This window comes from Polymorphobacter sp. PAMC 29334, from assembly GCF_019431245.1.
In the GTDB taxonomy this organism is placed as follows: domain Bacteria; phylum Pseudomonadota; class Alphaproteobacteria; order Sphingomonadales; family Sphingomonadaceae; genus Polymorphobacter_B; species Polymorphobacter_B megasporae.
The window spans coordinates 1,962,789-1,980,922 of record NZ_CP080243.1 but is presented as its reverse complement, the minus strand read 5'-3'; the positions used below and the strand labels follow the sequence as shown (position 1 = coordinate 1,980,922).

At 65.8% G+C, this 18,134-nt stretch carries 13 protein-coding genes; 11 read left to right on the top strand and 2 right to left on the bottom strand.

Going from position 1 to position 18,134, the window contains the following annotated elements; genetic code table 11:
• Window positions 1-80: 80 nt before the first annotated feature.
• The 6 genes from KZX46_RS13225 to KZX46_RS13200 all read left to right on the top strand — a co-directional run bounded on the left by KZX46_RS13225 (window position 81) and on the right by KZX46_RS13200 (window position 7,816).
• Window positions 81-1,097: an OmpA family protein gene (locus KZX46_RS13225; RefSeq protein WP_219774387.1), complete on the top strand. Its 1,017-nt coding sequence runs from the start codon at window positions 81-83 to the stop codon at window positions 1,095-1,097.
• Window positions 1,098-1,625: 528 nt separating this feature from the next.
• Window positions 1,626-3,782 (top strand): bifunctional diguanylate cyclase/phosphodiesterase, encoded by a 2,157-nt coding sequence (locus KZX46_RS13220; protein WP_219774386.1) that lies wholly within the window; start codon window positions 1,626-1,628, stop codon window positions 3,780-3,782.
• A complete protein-coding gene (gene kaiC, locus KZX46_RS13215; RefSeq protein WP_219774385.1) occupies window positions 3,779-5,563 on the top strand; it encodes a circadian clock protein KaiC in 1,785 nt (594 codons plus the stop codon). Before KZX46_RS13220 ends, kaiC begins: the two co-directional genes overlap by 4 nt.
• 1 nt (window position 5,564) lies before the next feature.
• The gene (locus KZX46_RS13210) at window positions 5,565-5,876 is read left to right on the top strand and encodes a circadian clock KaiB family protein (RefSeq protein WP_216710693.1); all 312 of its coding nucleotides are present in this window, start codon (window positions 5,565-5,567) and stop codon (window positions 5,874-5,876) included.
• 123 nt (window positions 5,877-5,999) lie between these two features.
• Window positions 6,000-6,986 (top strand): aldo/keto reductase, encoded by a 987-nt coding sequence (locus KZX46_RS13205; RefSeq protein WP_219774384.1) that lies wholly within the window; start codon window positions 6,000-6,002, stop codon window positions 6,984-6,986.
• The gene (locus tag KZX46_RS13200; protein WP_219774383.1) at window positions 6,983-7,816 is read left to right on the top strand and encodes an SDR family NAD(P)-dependent oxidoreductase; all 834 of its coding nucleotides are present in this window, start codon (window positions 6,983-6,985) and stop codon (window positions 7,814-7,816) included. Before KZX46_RS13205 ends, KZX46_RS13200 begins: the two co-directional genes overlap by 4 nt.
• Before the next feature lie 258 nt (window positions 7,817-8,074).
• On the opposite strand, the gene KZX46_RS13195 is transcribed toward KZX46_RS13200, so the two are convergent.
• Window positions 8,075-10,594: a TonB-dependent receptor gene (locus KZX46_RS13195; RefSeq protein WP_219774382.1), complete on the bottom strand. Its 2,520-nt coding sequence runs from the start codon at window positions 10,592-10,594 to the stop codon at window positions 8,075-8,077.
• A 156-nt stretch (window positions 10,595-10,750) separates the two neighbouring features.
• Between KZX46_RS13195 and KZX46_RS13190 the strand changes: the two genes are divergently transcribed.
• Genes KZX46_RS13190 through KZX46_RS13170 form a run of 5 tightly spaced genes read left to right on the top strand, consistent with a single transcriptional unit; the run spans window position 10,751 to window position 17,203 of the window.
• Window positions 10,751-11,422 (top strand): GntR family transcriptional regulator, encoded by a 672-nt coding sequence (locus tag KZX46_RS13190; RefSeq protein ID WP_216710697.1) that lies wholly within the window; start codon window positions 10,751-10,753, stop codon window positions 11,420-11,422.
• Between the two features lie 27 nt (window positions 11,423-11,449).
• Window positions 11,450-13,510: a hydantoinase/oxoprolinase family protein gene (locus KZX46_RS13185; protein ID WP_219774381.1), complete on the top strand. Its 2,061-nt coding sequence runs from the start codon at window positions 11,450-11,452 to the stop codon at window positions 13,508-13,510.
• The gene (locus KZX46_RS13180; RefSeq protein WP_219774380.1) at window positions 13,510-15,372 is read left to right on the top strand and encodes a hydantoinase B/oxoprolinase family protein; all 1,863 of its coding nucleotides are present in this window, start codon (window positions 13,510-13,512) and stop codon (window positions 15,370-15,372) included. The genes KZX46_RS13185 and KZX46_RS13180 overlap by 1 nt, the downstream gene beginning before the upstream one ends.
• Entirely contained in the window at window positions 15,369-16,580 is a 1,212-nt protein-coding gene (locus KZX46_RS13175; protein ID WP_219774379.1) for a CaiB/BaiF CoA-transferase family protein, read from the top strand. The genes KZX46_RS13180 and KZX46_RS13175 overlap by 4 nt, the downstream gene beginning before the upstream one ends.
• The gene (locus KZX46_RS13170; RefSeq protein WP_219774378.1) at window positions 16,580-17,203 is read left to right on the top strand and encodes an isochorismatase family protein; all 624 of its coding nucleotides are present in this window, start codon (window positions 16,580-16,582) and stop codon (window positions 17,201-17,203) included. Before KZX46_RS13175 ends, KZX46_RS13170 begins: the two co-directional genes overlap by 1 nt.
• Here the strand turns inward: KZX46_RS13170 and KZX46_RS13165 are convergent.
• Window positions 17,200-18,105: a hydroxymethylglutaryl-CoA lyase gene (locus KZX46_RS13165; RefSeq protein ID WP_219774377.1), complete on the bottom strand. Its 906-nt coding sequence runs from the start codon at window positions 18,103-18,105 to the stop codon at window positions 17,200-17,202. The two genes, KZX46_RS13170 and KZX46_RS13165, sit on opposite strands and share 4 nt — an antisense overlap.
• Between the last annotated feature and the right edge of the window lie 29 nt (window positions 18,106-18,134).

Sequence of the window (18,134 nt, the reverse complement as noted above, 5' to 3'; positions counted from 1 at the left end):
CCTGAACCAGTGGTCGGAGCCAAGCCGATTGCCCGCCGATTGCGTCATGGGCTAACCAGACTCGACAAGGATGGGGACATATGAAAACGACCGGCTTGAGCGTCCTCTGTTTGGCGGTGCTTGTGGCCGCGTGCGGGCATGAGCCCGAAGCGGACAACACGTCGGCAACGCCCAATTCAACGGTCGCGCAAACCCCGACTGTTGCGTCCGCTCCTGTGGCAACACCGGCACCCGCACCGGCCGATTTCTCGATCGATAACGTGCCGGTCTCGAACGCGCCGCTCGGCAAGTTCCCGTTCTTTGGCTGGCCGGATGATTACGTTCCGCAGAACAAGCCGCAGACGAACGACTTTGCTCACTTCCTGTTCTGGACGGGAAAGAGCTTCAAGGATGTCGAAGGCCAGACCTTCATGGTCACGCTTGTCGCTGCCCAGAACAAACGATTCTCCACTTATGAGCTTAAGAAAAACATGGAGGCGCTTTTCCAGCAGGCCGGAGCCGTCAAGCTATACGAGGACAAGATCCCGACCGCTGCGCTCAAGGCGATACCCGATGCCACGAGGATGGAATTGCTGATGGGTCTTGGCGACGTATGGAACTACCGTTCAGAAACATGGGTTATTCATCGACCGCACGACGCGATCTGGATCCATTATACGACAAACACGTCGGAAGCCTCGATCGCCGTCGTCCAGACCAAGCCGTTCGTCCCAACCGCGGCAATGCTGCCCGCCGATCAGCTCAAAAGCGACCTCGACAAGACCGGCAAGGCCGCCATCCACGTCAACTTCGCGACCGACCAGACGCAAATCCTACCGACCTCGGCGGCGCAGATCTGTGCCGTGGTCGTCCTGCTCAAGGCTGATCCTTCGCTGAAGTTGGCGATCAACGGCTATACCGACGATACCGGCACCGACGAGCACAATGTCACGCTATCGGACGGTCGCGCTAAAGCGGTACAGGCGACGCTGGTCGCCGCGGGTATCACGCCCGATCGGCTCCAGGCGAAGGGGTATGGGCGCATGAGTCCGGTCTCCGGCAATACTGACGAGGCGGGCAAGGCCACCAACCGCCGGCTCGAACTCGTCAAACTGTGATCATCTGATCCAGCCCGGATCGCCGCCAATCACCGACCAATCCATTAAGCAGGGCGTAATTCCGTTCTGGCTTCGGCCGACCTTGGTCTGCGCCAGACAAGACTGGCCATTCGTCGAGCCGACATTAAAAAGTGTTAGCCTACAATTTGGTACCGACTATTTTTGGAACGCTTGTTACCGGAAATCCGATTAACATATTTTCACCACGTTCCAGAACAATCTTAGACCGTGACAGCAAGCGCGCCTACTTAAGCAGAGAATTCAATGACACCACAGCTAACATTCGGACTGTCTTGCCGGATAGACGTCGCTTTTCCCGATTTATCCATATGAATGCTGGCCCTATCGTGCGATTGGGTTTAGCCTGATTACTTGTGGCAGGTTTTAAGGAACGTCCGATGACAGGTCGATACTGCGTCGATGCCGTTCGCCGGGCGTAGTCGGCGGATATGAGAACGGTGCGTTTTGCTTGAACAACGTGAGGCGCACGGACAGTCGAATTCCTGTTCGGCCGACGCAAAGCGTCATATGAGTTCGCTTACGACCGAAGACAGCGGCCGGGCGCTTGCCGCGATATCGCGACCGCTGATCGTCACGAGTGCCGATCTCCCCGACAACCCGATCGTCTATGTCAATTCTGCCTTCACCGACCTGTGCGGGTACACGATGGAGGAGGTTGTCGGGCGCAATTGCCGGTTTCTCAACGGCCCCGACTCCGATCCTGCGGTGCGCGCCGACATCGGTGCGGCGCTCGCGGCGGGCCGAAGCATCCGCCGCGAAATCCTCAATTACCGCAAGGACGGCACGACGTTCTGGAACGACGTCACGATCGATCCCATCCGCGATTCCGCAGGAAAGATCACCGGATACATCGGGATCCAGCAACTAGCGGACGCCGCGCGGCGTGCCTCCGAGGATAAGGCGGACGCCGAGGCGCGGCTCGCCAGTATCGCCGACCGGCTGACGGGATACATCTACCGGCGCGTGATGCGGACCGATGGGTCGATCGAAATCGTCTATTGCAGCCCCTCGATCTACAACGTGCTCGGTATCGAAGGCGGTGAGGCTGCACGCACCTTCTACGATCACGTCCATCCCGACGACCTCGACGCGCTGGTTGCGGCGGTCCGCGACTCGGCCGCACGGATGACGATCTTCCGCGAGGAGTTCAGGCTGATCGCGGCCGACGGTGCCGTCCACTGGCTGCGGAGCGACGCACCGCCGCGGCGCATGGCCAACGGCGATATCATCTGGGATGGCCTTGCCATGGAAATCAGCGCCGAAAAGCGCTGGGAGTCGGAGATCGCCAACCATGCGCTGCGTGATCCGCTGACGGGGCTGCTGACGCGAAATGCGTGGCGGCAGGCGCTTGCCCGGCAGCTCGACAACGATGGCAACCGGCCGAAGCGATGCGCGGTTCTTTGCGTCGGCATCGAAGCCTTTGGCGACATCAGCGACGCGCTCGGACAACATATGGGCGACGAGATCCTGTGCGAGACCGCGCGACGCGTCGCCGAAATCGCGGAAACCGTCGCCGGGGTTACGACCCGCCTCGCGGGCGACGAGTTTGCAATCATGGTGCCTGAATGCATCGACGAGGCGTCGCTGTCGTCGCTCGCCATTTCCGCGACCGAGGCCCTCGCCCGCCCGTTCTACGTCGGCGCGCATCAGATGACGATCGAGACCGGGCTCGGCGCGGCGTTGAGCCCGGACGCCGAACCCGGCGCGCCGGCGGCTGACGACCTCGCCAGCGAATTGATCATGCGCGCCGAACTTGCCCTGCGCTGGTCGAGGCAGGAAGGCCGCAACGCCCATACTCTCTACACGCGGGAACGCGACGACCGCTTCCAGAACCGCGCGCTCCTTGCCCAATCGCTCGAGCAGGCGATCGCCAAGGATGAACTCGAACTGCATTACCAGCCGCTCGTCGATCTCAGGTCGGGTCGGATCGTCTCGGCGGAGGCGCTGGTGCGGTGGAATCATCCGGTTCTCGGCGTCCAGCGCCCCGACCTGTTCATTCCACTCGCCGAGGCGTCGGGGCTGATGATGCCGCTGGGCCGCTGGGTGATCGAGCAGGCGATGCGACAGCGACAGCGGTGGCAGGCCGAAGGTTTGACGACGCCGCCGATCGCGATCAACGTCTCGGGCTCGCAGTTGCTCGACCCCGACTTCATCTCGATCGTCAAAAGCGCGTTACGTTCGACGGGTGCAAACGCGGCCGATTTCGAAATCGAGATGACCGAGGGGCTGCTTATCGAGCCGTCGCCCCTCGTCGTTGCGGCGTTGACCGCGCTGAGAAAGATGGGCTTCACGATCGCCATCGACGACTTCGGCAGTGGCCACGCGACCTTCCGCTATCTGCGTGATTTCAAGGTCGACAAGCTTAAGATCGATCAGATGTTCGTCCGCAAGCTCGTCCTTGGGTCGACCGATGCGCTGATCATCCGGGCGGTCATCTCGCTCGCACGAAGCATGGGAATCGGTTTCGTCACCGAAGGGATCGAAACCGAGACCCAGCGCGCGTTCCTCGCGCGCGAAGGCTGCGAGATCGGACAAGGCTATTTATTCAGCATTCCGCTTGTCGCCGAGGATTTTGCGTGGTTGCTGATGAATGAAGCACGCCTGCCGCTGCGTGCGCCCGATCGTCATCCAACCGCCCAACACACGGGAACGCATCGTCGATGAAAGTTCCGGCATCCACCACCAATGCGCCGCCGGCATCGCACGGCATTGCGATCTCGAAAGCGCCCACCGGCATCGAGGGCTTCGACCAGATCAGTCGCGGCGGCCTGCCGCGGGGCCGGTTGACCGCGATCGTCGGCGCCCCGGGAGCCGGAAAGACCGTGTTTGCGATCCAGACGATGGTCAATCGACTGACCGAGCTTGGCGAGCCGTGCATCTTCGTGACGTTCGAGGAGCCGATCGCGCAGATCAGGGCGAATGTCGCATCGTTCGAGTGGGCCGCCAATCCGCTCGCCGAGCCGCCTGAAACAACGCGGTTTCACCTCGTCGACGCCCGGGTGCCAGAAGATGCGGTGATGACGGGAGCGTTCGACCTCAAGGGGCTGCTTGCGGTTCTGACGGCGCTCACGGAGGAGACCGGGGCGCGCAACATCGTCTTCGACGGCATCGATATGCTGCTCAGCAGCCTGCATGACGAGCAACTCGAGCGGACCGAACTCCTCCGTCTCGACGCGTGGATCCGGAAGATGGAGATTTCCGCCATCGTGACTGTGAAGACCTTCGGCACGCGCGATCGCGAGCAGGTCCGCGCCGATTTTCTGCAATATATGACCGACTGCCTGATCATTCTTGCCGAGATGGTGACCGCGACCGGATCGTCGCGGACGATCCGCATCGGCAAATATCGCGGATCGGGCTTCGCTGCCAATCCCGTGCCGATCGTGATCGGCGCTTCGGGCATCAACGTCATCGCGATCAAGAGCGAGCGCATCGGTTACCCGACGTTTGCCGATCGGGTTTCGACCGGCATCGCGCGGCTCGATGCGCTGTTGAACGGCGGTTACCTGCGCGGCAACAGCGTCTTGATATCGGGCTCGCCCGGAACATCGAAGACCAGTCTTGGCGTCAGCTTCGCCGCTGCGGCGTGTGGGCGTGGCGACCGCGTCCTGCTGGTGAGCTTCGACGAGGGCGCCGAGCAGATCGTCGCCAACATGGTTTCGATCGGCATCGATCTGGCTCCGTTCGTCGATGCCGGCCTGCTCACCGTTGCATCGTTCGTGTCAGCCGGGGTCAGCCCTGAAGAACATCTTATCCAGATCCGCGACATGATGGATGCAGGACGACCTGACTGCCTCGTGATCGACCCGATTTCCGCGTTGATGAAGGCCGACTATCCGTTCTCGGCGATGATCTGCGAAGACTTGCTCAACATGGCCAAGTCGCGCGGAACGACCGTCGTCTGCACCTCGCTGCTCGACCAGGTCAGCGGCAACGTCGAGCTGTCGGCGAGCACGATATCGACGATCGCCGACACGTGGCTGCACGTGTCGTATGTGGCGCGCGACGGCGAGCGCAACCGCGCGGTGACGATCATCAAGTCACGCGGCACCGGTCACTCGAATCAGGTCCGCGAGCTTGTCCTTGGAGCGTCGGGGATCGACCTGGTCGACGTCTATGTCGCCGAGGGCGAGGTGCTGATGGGGAGCGCCCGCGCCCAAAAGGAGGCCGAAGTCGAGCGGCTCCATGTCCTCGACGAGATTGCCGCGGGCCGGCTGCACGTGACGCTCGAACGCGAATTGTCCGAAGCGCGGTCCAAGGTCGAAGCAGCGACGCTCGAACTTGGCTGGAAACAGCGTGAGGCCGACCTGTCGAATGTCGACGAGGCGAGCCGGCTCGAGGTCGGCCGCGCCGCCACACGCGACCGGCTCGACCTCAGGCGCGTCAAGGACGACATTCCGACCGCCGAAGAGATTTTGGGGTCCGCTTCCAGTGGGAACGGCTGAGGTGGACCTCGTCGAAACTCCGTCGAGTGGGGCGGTCCTGCGCTTGCGGCTCTATGTCGCGCGATCGACGCCCAATTCGGTCCGTGCGGAGCATAATCTGTCACTCATCCTCGATGGCCTCGACCTCGGCACCACCCCGCCCGAACTCGAGATTATCGATGTCTTCTCGCAGCCCAGACGGGCAATTACCGACGGCATCATCGTCACCCCGACCTTGATCTGCCAGGCCGCCGACAAGCGACTGTTCCTGATGGGCGACCTGACCGATCACGCGCAGGTCCGACGCGTGCTCATGGATTTGATGACCGCATAGGGACTCGTCGCGGGCGGCAGCGGATACATGGGGTGCATCGCGGGTTGTGCGGGCGCATCACCCCGACAATGCGGCGCCCCATTGGCGTCGGCTGCGCGCAATCGACCCGACAGGAGAGACATGATGGACACCCGCAAGCTCGGCCGCCAGGGCCTTGAAGTCTCCGCGCTCGGCCTAGGATGCATGGGCATGTCCGACTTCTACGGAAGCCGCGACGAGGCGGAGTCGGTGGCGACGATCAACCGCGCGCTCGACCTTGGCGTGACCTTCCTCGACACCGCCGACATGTACGGCGTCGGGGCGAATGAGGAACTCATCGGCCGCGTCGTTCGCCAACGCCGCGAGTGGGTCGTCGTCGCCACCAAGTTCGGCAACGTGCGCGGTGCGGACGGGAGCTTTCGTGGTGTGAATGGAAGTGCGGACTATGTGCGGCAGGCGTGCGATGCCAGTCTCAAGCGCCTCGGTCTCGACGTCATCGACCTGTACTACCAGCACCGCGTCGACCCCAATGTCCCGATCGAGGAGACGGTCGGCGCGATGGCCGACCTCGTAACTGCCGGAAAAGTCCGGTATCTCGGCCTGTCCGAAGCCTCCCCCGCCACGATCCGTCGCGCCCACGCGGTCCACCCGATCACCGCGCTCCAGACCGAATACTCGCTGTGGACGCGCGATCCGGAGGACGACATCCTCCCCACGGTGCGCGAACTCGGTATCGGCTTCGTGCCGTACAGCCCGCTCGGACGCGGCTTCCTCACCGGCCAATTCACCAGCCCCGACGACCTCGCGGCGGACGATAGCCGCCGCAATCATCCGCGGTTTCAGGGCGACGCCTTTGCCAAGAATCTCGATCTCGTCACTGCAGTCGAGGCGATCGCCGCCGACAAGGCCTGCACCCCGGCACAGCTTGCGCTGGCGTGGGTGCTGGCGCAGGGCGACGATATCGTCCCGATCCCCGGCACCAAGCGGCGCACCTATCTCGAGGATAATCTCGGCGCGCTTGAGGTAAAGCTCGACGCTGCCGACCTCCGCCGGATCGACGCGGTGCTGCCTCCCGGCATGGCGACGGGGACGCGTTATCCCGCCGCGTCGATGGCGGCGATCGACCAGTGAGCGCGCCCTCGTTCGCAGCAATCGCGCCGGGTAGTCTCGCGGTCGTCACCGGGGCTGCCAGCGGAATTGGGCTTGCGGCGGCGAAGGCGTTCGCCGCGGCGGGAATGCGCGTCGCGCTGCTCGACCGCGCTGGCGAGACGCTCGACAATGCGACCGCGTCGATCGACGGCGCGGTTGCATTCGCCACCGACGTCGCCGACCGCTCCGCCATCGCCGATCTCGCGCGGACGATCGTCGAGCGTCACGGCCCGGTGTCGGTGCTGATGAACAACGCCGGGGTCGGATCGGGCGGCGATGTCTTTGCCGACCCTGCGGCGTGGGACGAGGTGATCGGGGTCAACCTGATGGGCGTGGTCCACGGCGTCCAGGCGTTCGTGCCGGAGATGCTGGGTCACGGTGGCCCGGGGCTAGTCATCAACACCGGGTCGAAGCAGGGCATCACCCAGCCGCCCGGCAACACCGCGTATAACGTCAGCAAGGCAAGCGTGAAGGCGCTGACCGAGGGGCTCGCGCATTCGCTCCGCGAGCGCGCCGGCGACCGTGTCACGGCGCACCTGTTGATCCCGGGCTTCACCCACACCGGGATGACCCGCGGCCGTCCGGTCGAGAGGCCGGCGGGGGCATGGTCGCCCGAGCAGGTCGTCGACCTAATGCTCGAGCGCGTCGCACGCGGCGACTTCTATATCGTCTGCCCCGACAACGAGACGACGCCGGAGCAGGACGCGAAGCGTATCGCCTGGGCGGCAGGCGACATCATCGAGAACCGCCCTGCCCTGTCGCGCTGGCACCCGGCCTGGAAGGAGCAGTTCGCGGCGTTCCTGAACGACTGAACGCGCGGAGTCCGCTCGTTCTTGCGGGTCAAAGGTCACACGAAGTTCACGGTTTTGAACATCGATTTCGCCTGACTTCCGCCCCGCCTGCGCGCCGCTTTCGTTTGCGCAGGTCGACGGGGCCCAATCCCGGGCTGCGTGACGGCGACCAACAATGAGAAAGAGCGCAGTGCCGGGGCCCGGCGGCCCCGACTCGTAGCGTTAAACTTACTCCCTCCCCGCCCCTGTAGGACAGCGGATTTGCCGGGACGACCTCCCCTAGAACTTATACCCCAGCTCGATCCCGAAGCGGCGGCGCGCGCCCGGCGAGATGAAGGCGCCCCCGAACTCGATCGCCGGGATGACTTCGGCGAGGTACTTCTTGTCGAGCACGTTGTCGGAAAACAGGATCGCCTTCCAGCGGCCGCCCTGGATGCCGGCGCGGACGTCGAACACGCCGAACGCATCGCGGCGTGACCGGACGAAGTTGGCGTTGCCGACGAAGGCGGGCAGCGCCAGCGCTGAGATCGGCAGCAGCCCGCTGAACAAGGTCGGCTCGACCTGGTTCTGGACGGTCGAGAACCACGTCGGCCCGGTCAGGCGGTAGTCGAGGCGGAACAGGCCGTCGATCTTGTCGGTCAGCGGCTCGAGAACCTGCGTCCCCGCATTGATCGTGTACTTCGCGGTGTACGGCGACTCGTTGCCGACGGTGTCGGGCCGCGAGCTGTTCTTCTTGATCTTCGAGTCGGTGTAGTTGAACGCGCCGTCGAGCGTCCAGCCCTTGACGATCGTGACGTTCGCGCTTCCTTCGACTCCGGTCAGGTCAACACGGTCGATGTTCGAGACGACGCGGAGCAAGCCGAACGAGCCGACGAAGAACTCGAAGAACTGCATGTCGTGGACCTGGGTGTAATAACCCGCGAGGTTGTAGGTGAATGGGCCGACGCGGCCCTTGATGCCGGCCTCGAACGCGTCCGACTTTTCCTTGCGATACTGGTCGTCTATCTTGACGTTCGCCCCAAGCGCCTGGACGAAGTTCTGTTGGACGATCGCCGCCGAGCCGGCGTTGTTGAACCCACCCGATTTAAAGCCGACGCCGTAGTTCGCGTACAGGTTTGTCCGTGGCAGGATTTCGTAACGCACGCTGACCTTCGGCTCGAACTGGCGAAAGGTCTTCTGCTGGTCGGGGATCGCGCCGTTGGTCTGGCCGGGATTGATCGGGCTGCCGGTGAACGGATCGGTCGCCAGCGGCACGAGGTTGTGGTCGTGCCGCTCCTCGATATCGTAGCGCAGCGCGACGCTGAGGTCGAAGCGCGGGGTCGGCTTGTAATCGACCGAGCCGAACGCGGCGTAGACGTTGGTCCGCAACTTGTCGTCGAACAGCTGCGACGTCGGATTGGCCGACCCCGGCGCGTTGTACAACTGCTGGATGATCCCGGCCCCGGTATCGCCGCCGAGGCTGACCCCGACATGGCGGTCGACGTGGAGGTAATACGCCCCGGCCTGCCAGCTGAGCGGACCGTCACCCGTCGAGGCAAGACGGATTTCGGTCGAATAATCGGTCTGGTCGCGCCGCTGGAATTGCGTCCCGTCGCACGTCGTCGGCGAATACGCGCCGAAGGTCGAGCCGGTCGCCGGTGCGAAGATGAACGGCACCGGGATCTTGCCGATCGAATCCGGCTGGTTGACGGTGTAGCCGGTCAGCGCCGCAGTCGAGGCGAAGCAGGCGTTGACCGTCGCATTACCCGCGGGCTGCGCCGCCGAGATATAGCGCGCGAAATCGGCCGACGTGCCATCGGCAGTGAGCTTGTTGCTGATGTCGCTGAACTGGCCCCAGACGGTCAGCGCCATGCCGCCGAAATCATGGTCGAGCTTGAGCGATGCCTCGACCGTCTGCTGGTCGTTCGTCGGCCGGATGTTGCTGTAATAGTTGAACGGATGCTTGTTGACGTCCTCATAGAATGCCGCATTCGACGCGGCGAAATTCGGCAGGAGGAAGTCCGAGTTGAAATTGATCGACGCACCGTGGAGCTCGCCGTAACGCGCTTTCGCGTCGAGCGTCGTGCTGTCACCGATCTTGGCGATGACGCGCCCGTCGATCCCGAAGCTGCGCTGGTCGTCGACGGTTTTGCTCTTAAGCAGCGTGTTCGTATAAAATCCATCGGTTGTCGCATACGAGCCCGACAGCACGACGCCGATCTTGTCAGATACCGGTCCCGCGACATAGGCGTTGGCGGTGTAGGTGTTGTCGTTGGCGATGCTCGTCCGCGCTTCGCCTTCGAAGCTGTCGCCGGGCTTGACCGTCTGGATGATGATCGCGCCGGCGGCGGCGTTGCGCCCGTAAAGCGCGCCCTGCGGGCCCTTGAGCACCTCGATCTGGCGCAGCGTCCCGAAATTCTGGTTGAGACCGGCGGTGTTCGTCTTGAGGATGCCATCGACGACGAGCGCGACCGAGCTTTCGGCGTCGCGCGCACCGTTGATGCCGCGAATGTTGATCTGGGTGTCGCCCGCATCGCCGGTCGACGTGACGATCGTCACGCCGGGGGTCAGCTTGACGAAATCGGCGGCGCGCTGGATGTCCTTGGTGGCAATCGTTGCGGCGGAGAACGCGGTGATCGACGCCGGGACGTTGCCGAGCGACTCGTTGACCCGGCGCGCGGTGACGATGATGTCGCCGCCGTCGGCGAGCGCCGTGGTATCGGCGGCGGCAGGCGTCCCGGCGACGACCGACTGCGCTCCTGCCGGGACCGCGAGCAGCGATGCCGTTCCAACCAACAATAAATAGCGGCGCTTGCCCATGTCTCGACCCCTGTTGCGGTGGCAAATGCCGCCGGCTGCCGGCCGCCCGCCGTATCAGCGGTGTCGTGCCGTTTATTCCCTGAAGCAAAGCTATTGTATACATTACGGCAGCGTCAAGCCCCTTGTCATGGCTTTGTCACGGCGCGAAAGAGGGTCATGTCCAAGGCTTCCGAAAATGCCTACCGCTTCATCCGCGGCGAAATCCTGTCGGGCGCGCTCGAACCCGGCGCGCAACTCCGCGAGGAGGCGCTGGCCGCGGCGAGCGGCGTGTCACGGACACCCGTGCGCGAGGCGTTGCAGCGGCTCGAAAGCGAGCGCTTCATCCTCCGCTCGGGGACGCAGCGCAGTTTCGTCGCGACGCTGTCCGAAGACGATATCGCCGAAGGCTTTGCGCTGCGGACGATGCTCGAGGGTCATGCCGCCGAGCGCGCAGCGACGCGGATTACCCCGGCCGAACTCGACGCTCTCGCCCTGCATAACGGCGCAATCGTCGGAACGCTGAGCGGCCAGGCGGTCGATGCCGCGGCGTTCGTCGAACATAACCGCGCGTTCCACGACGTCGTCATCGCCGCCGCCGGATCCGATCGCCTCGCGGCGATGCTGGCGACCGTCGTCGAGCAGCCGATCGTCCTGCGCACCGCCCGGCAATACGACCGCGAGGCGGTCGAGCGATCGCACGCCGAGCATGATGAACTGATCGTCGCCTTCCGCCGCGCCGACGGCGAATGGGCAAAGGCGGTGATGACCGCGCATATCCGCCGGGCTTTCCACACTTATCACGATGCGTTCCGTCGTGGACGCTTGACCCCGCCCGCGTCATCAACATAGGAATGTATACAAACTGGGATAAATCATATGGCTTATCGGCTCGGCATCGACGTCGGCGGCACCTTCACCGACCTGCTGTTGCTCGATGAAGTGACGGGCGCCTTCTGGCGTCACAAGACGCCGTCGACCCCCGCCGATAGCTCGATCGGCATCCTGATCGGGGTGCACGCGATCTGCGCCGAGGCTGGTATCGCCCCCGCTGACGTCGCCACGCTGTTCCACGGCACGACCGTCGCGACCAACGCGGTCCTCGAAGGCAAAGGCGCGCGGGTCGGGCTGGTCGTCACGCGCGGCTACCGCCAGGTGATGCAGATCGCGCGCAGCTTCGTCCCCGGTGGCCTCGCCGGGTGGATCATCTGGCCGAAGCCGGTCCCGCTCGCGGCGCTCGAGGATACCGTCGAAGTCGGCGGCCGCATCGATGGCCGCGGCCGCGAGGTCGAGCCGATGAACGACGCCGAGGTCCGCGCCGAGCTCGAAACGCTGCGCGGTCGTGGCGTCGAGGCGGTGACGGTGTCGCTGATGAACGCGTATCTCGACGGCAGCCACGAAGACCGGATCGGCGCGCTCGCCGCCGAGATTTTGCCCGACACGCCGGTGTCGCTGAGCCACGTCGTTCTCCCCGAGATGCAGGAATACGAGCGCACGCTGACCACCGTCGCCAACGCTGCGGTTCGCCCGGTCGTCGGCCGCTACGTCCGTGCCCTCCGCGCCAAGCTCCGCGATGCGGGCATGACCGGACGCATCGCGCTGCTCCGTTCCGACGGCGGGCTGATGAGTTCGGAAAAGGCTGAGGAGCATCCAGTATCGCTGTTGATGTCGGGCCCGGCGGGGGGCGTCGCCGGGGCGCTGTGGGTCGGGCGCAACGCTGGCTTGAGCAACATCCTGACGCTCGACGTCGGCGGCACCTCGACCGATGTCGCGCTGATCGAGAACCTCGAGCCACGGCGGACGCGCACCACCGAGGTCGGGCATCTGTCGGTCCGCGCCTCGTCGCTCGACGTCAAGACGGTCGGCGCGGGCGGCGGCTCGATCGCCAGCGTCCCCGAACTCACCCGCGCGCTCCGCGTCGGCCCGCAGTCGGCGGGGGCGGTGCCCGGGCCAGCGGCATACGGCAAGGGCGGCGTGTTGCCGACGGTGACCGACGCCAATGTCGTCCTCGGCTACCTCCCCGAGGATCTGCTCGGCGGCAGCTTCCGCCTCGACCGCGCCGCAGCGACGGCGGCGGTGCAGACGGTCGCCGACGCGATGGGCATCGACCTGATGGCCGCCGCGCGCGGGATCATCGACATCGTCAACGAGAATATGTTCGGCGCGCTGCGGATGATCTCGGTCCAGCAGGGCTACGATCCGCGCGACTTCGCGCTGATGGGCTTCGGCGGCGCGGGGCCATTGCATATCAACGCAATCGCCCGGCTGATGGGCAGCTGGCCTGCGGTGTCGCCGGTGTCGCCCGGGGTGCTGTGCGCGCTCGGCGATGCGACGACCCTGATGCGGACCGAATCGGCGCGGTCGTTCGCCCGTCTCGCCCGTGACACCAGCGAGGCCGAACTGATCGCCGCGCTCGACGGGATGGCGACGGCGACGGTCGCCGAACTCGTCGCCGAACTCGTCCCGGCCGACGAGATCACCTCGCTGTACGAGATCGACGTGCGCTATGAGGGCCAGGCGTTCGAGGTGCCGATGACGATCACCCCCGACGTCCTCCGCGCCGACGGCATCGCCGGGCTGCTCGCGCGGTTCGACGAGGAACACCGCCGCCTGTTCACCTTCAACATGGCGAGCCCGCACGAAATCGTGAACCTCCGCGCGGTCGCGCTCGGACGCCCGCTCGACCTGCCGGCGGCGCGGCTGCCGGTCGGCGACGGCTCCCCGGCGGCAGCGAAGGTCCGCGATCACGAGCTGTGGATGGACGGGCGGATGCAGCCCGCGGCGATCTACGACCGCTCCCGACTCCGCGCCGGTGACATCGTCGCCGGTCCCGCGGTCGTCGTCGAGATGGACTCGACGACGCTGATCGAGGCCGGTCACGACGGCACCGTCGACCCCGTCGGCAATATCCTCATCCGCCCGCGCGAAGGGAAATTCTGATGCCCGCGACGATCATCGAGACCAATTCCGCGTCGTTCGCGCCGGTCAAGATCGACCCCGTGACGCTCGACATCGTCGAGAACGCGTTGCGCAACGCGCGTGTCGAGATGGACGCGACACTCGTCCGAACCGCGATGTCGCCCGGCATCCGCGAGCAGGGCGACAGCTTCCCGCTGATCGCCGACCGCGCCGGGCGGATGATCGTCGGCCAATTCGGCAGCTTCATCGGCGGCTTCCTCGACGGCTATGCGGGGACGGTCGAGGACGGCGACATGTTCTTCCTGTCCGACCCGTATTCGGTCGAGGGCGCGATCAGCCACAGCAACGACTGGCTCGTCCTGCTGCCAGTCTACAAGACCGGGCGAATGATCGGCTGGACGGCGATGTTCGGCCACCAGAGCGACATCGGCGGCAAGGTCGCGGGGTCGATGCCGATCGACGCGCATTCGATCTTCGAGGAAGGCGTCCGCATCCCGCCGGTCAAGATCTGGCGCAAGGGCGTCTATAACGAGGACCTGATCACGCTGGTCATGCACCAGACGCGCAAGCCCGACTGGTGCCGCGCCGACCTCAACGCGCTGATCGCCTCGTGCCGGGTCGCGGCGCGGCGAGTGCTCGAACTCAGCGATCGCTTCGGCGACGACCTGTATGTTGCGGCGACCGAGGAACTGCTGGCGCGCAACCACCGCGCGATGAAGGCGCTGATCGCGTCGTCGATCGGTGAGGAGCCGGTCAGCTTCGAGGATTATATCTGCGACGACGGCATGGGTTTCGGTCCGTACCGGATCAAGTGCACGATGCGCCGCGCCGGCGACAAGGTCGTGCTCGACTTCGCCGGAACCGACCCGCAGTCGGATGCGTCGATCAACTTCTATCTCAACGAGAACATGTTCAAGATGTTCTTCGGCATCTACATGATCATGGTCTTCGACCCCGCGATCCTGTTCAACGACGGGTTCTATGACCTGATCGAGGTTCGGATTCCCGAAGGCTCGCTGCTCAAGCCGAAATTCCCGGCGGCGCTGTCGGGGCGGACCCACGCGCTCGGGCGCATCTTCGACATCCTCGGCGGGCTGCTCGGCCAGCGCACCCCCGAATTCCTCAACGCCGCCGGATTCTCGTCATCGCCGCACCTGTTCTATTCGGGCGTCGACGCCGCCGGCGACTGGTTCCAGCTGTTCCAGATCGGCTTCGGCGGCATCCCCGGGCGACCGATGGGCGACGGCCCCGACGGCCATTCGCTGTGGCCGGGCTTCACCAACGTCCCCAACGAGTTCCTCGAGCGCTATTTCCCGCTGCTGATCGACCGCTACGAGACCGAGGCCGACAGTGGCGGCCCGGGGCTTCACCGCGGCGGCAACGGCATCCGCATGACGTACCGCTTCCTCGAGCCCGGCGTCGTCGCGATTCACGACGACCGCTGGTTCGTCCCGCCATGGGGCGTTAACGGCGGGCTGCCGGGGGCACGTGCCCGCAAGATCCTCGAACGCGCCGACGGGACAGAGACCATCGTCGGCAACAAGCTCGAAGACCTGCGCGTCGGTGCGGGTGACCGGCTGCACTTCATCACCTGGGGCGGCGGCGGCTGGGGTGACCCGCTGCTGCGCGACCCAGCGTTGGTCGAGAAGGAGGTCCGTGAGGGCCTCGTTACGATCAACGGCGCGCGCGCTTACGGTGTCGTCATCGGCGATGCGGCGGCGACCGAGGCACTTCGCGCCGAGATGCGCGCCGCCCGCCCCGCCGAGCAGCCGTTGTTCGACCGCGGACCCGACATCGAGACGTTGCGCGCGACGTGCCTTGCCGAGACCGGCCTCCCCGCGCCGCGTGCACCGGTCTGGCGGCCGAGCCGGGCGGCGGCATGACCGCGCCAGCCAACACCGGGGCGCTCGCAGGACTGCGCGTCGTCGAGCTCGGCCAGCTCATCGCCGGGCCGTTCTGCGGGCAATTGCTCGGCGACATGGGCGCCGAGGTTATCAAGGTCGAGCCGCCCGGAGTCGACGGCAAGCGCGGCGGCGACCCGATGCGCGACTGGGGCCGCGGCGACGCCAAATTGTGGTGGGAGGTCGTCAGCCGCAACAAGAAGTCGGTCAGCGCCAACCTGCGCGTCCCCGAGGGGCAGCACCTCGTCCGCCGCCTCGCCGCGACCGCCGACATTTTGATCGAGAACTTCAAGCCCGGCACGCTCGAGAAATGGGGGATCGGCCCCGACGTGCTGATGGCCGACAACCCGCGCCTGATCATCGTCCGCGTCTCGGGCTACGGCCAGACCGGGCCGTACGCCGAACGCGCGGGTTTCGGCGGCATCGGCGAGGCGATGGGCGGGTGGCGCGCGATCGTCGGCGATGCCGACCGCCCGCCGTCGCGAATGGGGGTGTCGATCGGCGACAGCCTCGCCGCGACCTACGGCTGCATGGGCGCGCTCGCCGCGCTCCACGCGCGCGAACGCACCGGCAAGGGCCAGATCGTCGACTCCGCGCTCTACGAAGCAGTGCTCCAAGTCATGGAGAGCCTGATCCCCGAATATCAGGTCGCGGGCACGATCCGCGAGCGGTCGGGGTCGGTCCTGCCGGGCATCGCACCATCGAACGTCTATCCGTGCAAGGACGGCGAATATCTGATCGGCGCCAACCAGGACGCGGTCTTCGCCCGGCTGTGCGCGGCGATGGGCCAGCCCGAGCTCGCCACCGACCCGCGCTTCGTCGATCACGTCGCGCGCGGCAGCCGCCAGGTTGAGCTCGACACGATCATCGCCGAGTGGACGAAAACCCGGACTGTCGCCGAGGTCGAGGCGGCGATGCTCAGGTACAGCGTCCCCGCCGGCACGATCTACCATGCGCCCGACATGCTCGCCGACCCGCACTTCGCGGCGCGCGGTGCGCTGGTCGAGGTCGAGACCGAACGCTGGGGCAAGATCACGATGCAGAACAGCTTCCCCAAGCTCAGCGGGACGCCGTCGACGGTGCGCACGCCCGCCCCGACCCGCGTCGGCGAGAGCAATGCCGAGGTCTATGGCGAGCTCGGGCTGACCGATGGCGACCTCGCCGCGCTCACCGCATCGGGCGCGATCTGATGGCAGACGACTCGCTCAGCGCGTCGTACGCCGCGACGTTCGAGCATCATCTGCCGTTCGGCGCGAAACCCGCGCTCGTCGTCATCGACGTCGCCGTCGCATATCTCGACCCGGCGTCGCCGCTGTACGACGCCGCGTTCGTCGCGGCAGTGCCGGTAATCGCCCGGCTGATCGCAGCGGCGCGCGCGGCGGCGGTGCCGGTGATCTTCACCCGCGTCGTCCACGGTCCGGGCGTGCGCGACGGCGGGCTGTTCTACCGCAAACTCCCCGTGCTGCGGGTCTTCGACCCCGAAACGCCGTGGGGCCAGTTCGCGCCTGACGCCGCGCCGCAGCCCGACGACCTCGTCATCACCAAGCAATATGCCTCGGCGTTCTTCGGCACGTCGCTCGCCTCGACGCTGACCGGCATGGGCATCGACACGCTGTTGATCGCGGGCTTCTCGACGTCGGGGTGCATCCGCGCCTCGGCGCTCGACGCGCTCCAGCACGGCTTCGCCCCGTTCGTCGTCAGCGAGGCGTGTGCCGATCGCCACCCCGGCCCGCACACCGCCAACCTGTTCGATCTCCAGGCGAAATACGCTGAGGTGATCGACTGCGACGCTGCCGTGGCGCTGCTCGCTTAGGCCGCAGCCCGGGCGACGCGCGACGGCAGTTCACGCCCGAGAATACCGGCGAACCAGCGGTTGACCCCGATCATCGCGGACAGGTCGACGCCGGTGCTCACACCGCTGTTGTCGAGCATGTAGAGCAAATCCTCGGTCGCGATGTTGCCGGTCGCCTTGGGTGCGAACGGGCAGCCACCGATGCCGCCGACGCTCGCATCGAGGACGTGCACCCCAGCATTGTACGCCGCCCAGGCGTTGGCGATGCCTGTTCCGCGCGTGTCGTGGAAATGCGCGCGCAGCCGGATCCCCGGGACCGCCGCGGCGACCGCGCCGAACAGGTCGCTGACCTGCGCCGGCACCCCGACCCCGATCGTATCGGCGAGCGCGATCTCGACCGCACCGGCTTCCGCCATCGCTTTCGCGAGGTCGACGATGCGCTGCGCCGGGACATCGCCCTCGAACGGGCAGCCGAACGCCGCCGAGATCGTCACCTGCGGCACCAGACCGGCGCGCTTGGCGGCTGCGAGCATGTCGCGATTGGCGGCGATGCCTTCGACGATCGTCTGCCCCTGGTTGCGGATCCCGAAGGTATCGCTGGCGACGAGGACGCAGCCCGCTTCGTCGACGCCGCGCGCGCCGCCGTCACGCGACGCGATCGCCCGCTCGACGCCGCGCAGGTTGAGGCACAGGCCGATGTAGCTGACATCCTTGCGGTCGGGCAGCGCGGCGATCACCGCGTCGCCGTCGGCCATCTGCGGAACCCGGCGCGGATTGACGAACGACGCGACCTCGATGCGGCGCGCCCCGGCGTCTATTACGCGGTTGATCAGCGCGATCTTGGCGGGGGTGTCGATGACCTCGCGCTCGTTCTGCAGTCCGTCACGAGGGCCGACCTCAACGACCTGAACTGTCGATTTCATTTTATCATCCCGTTATTTGGCGGCTTGGC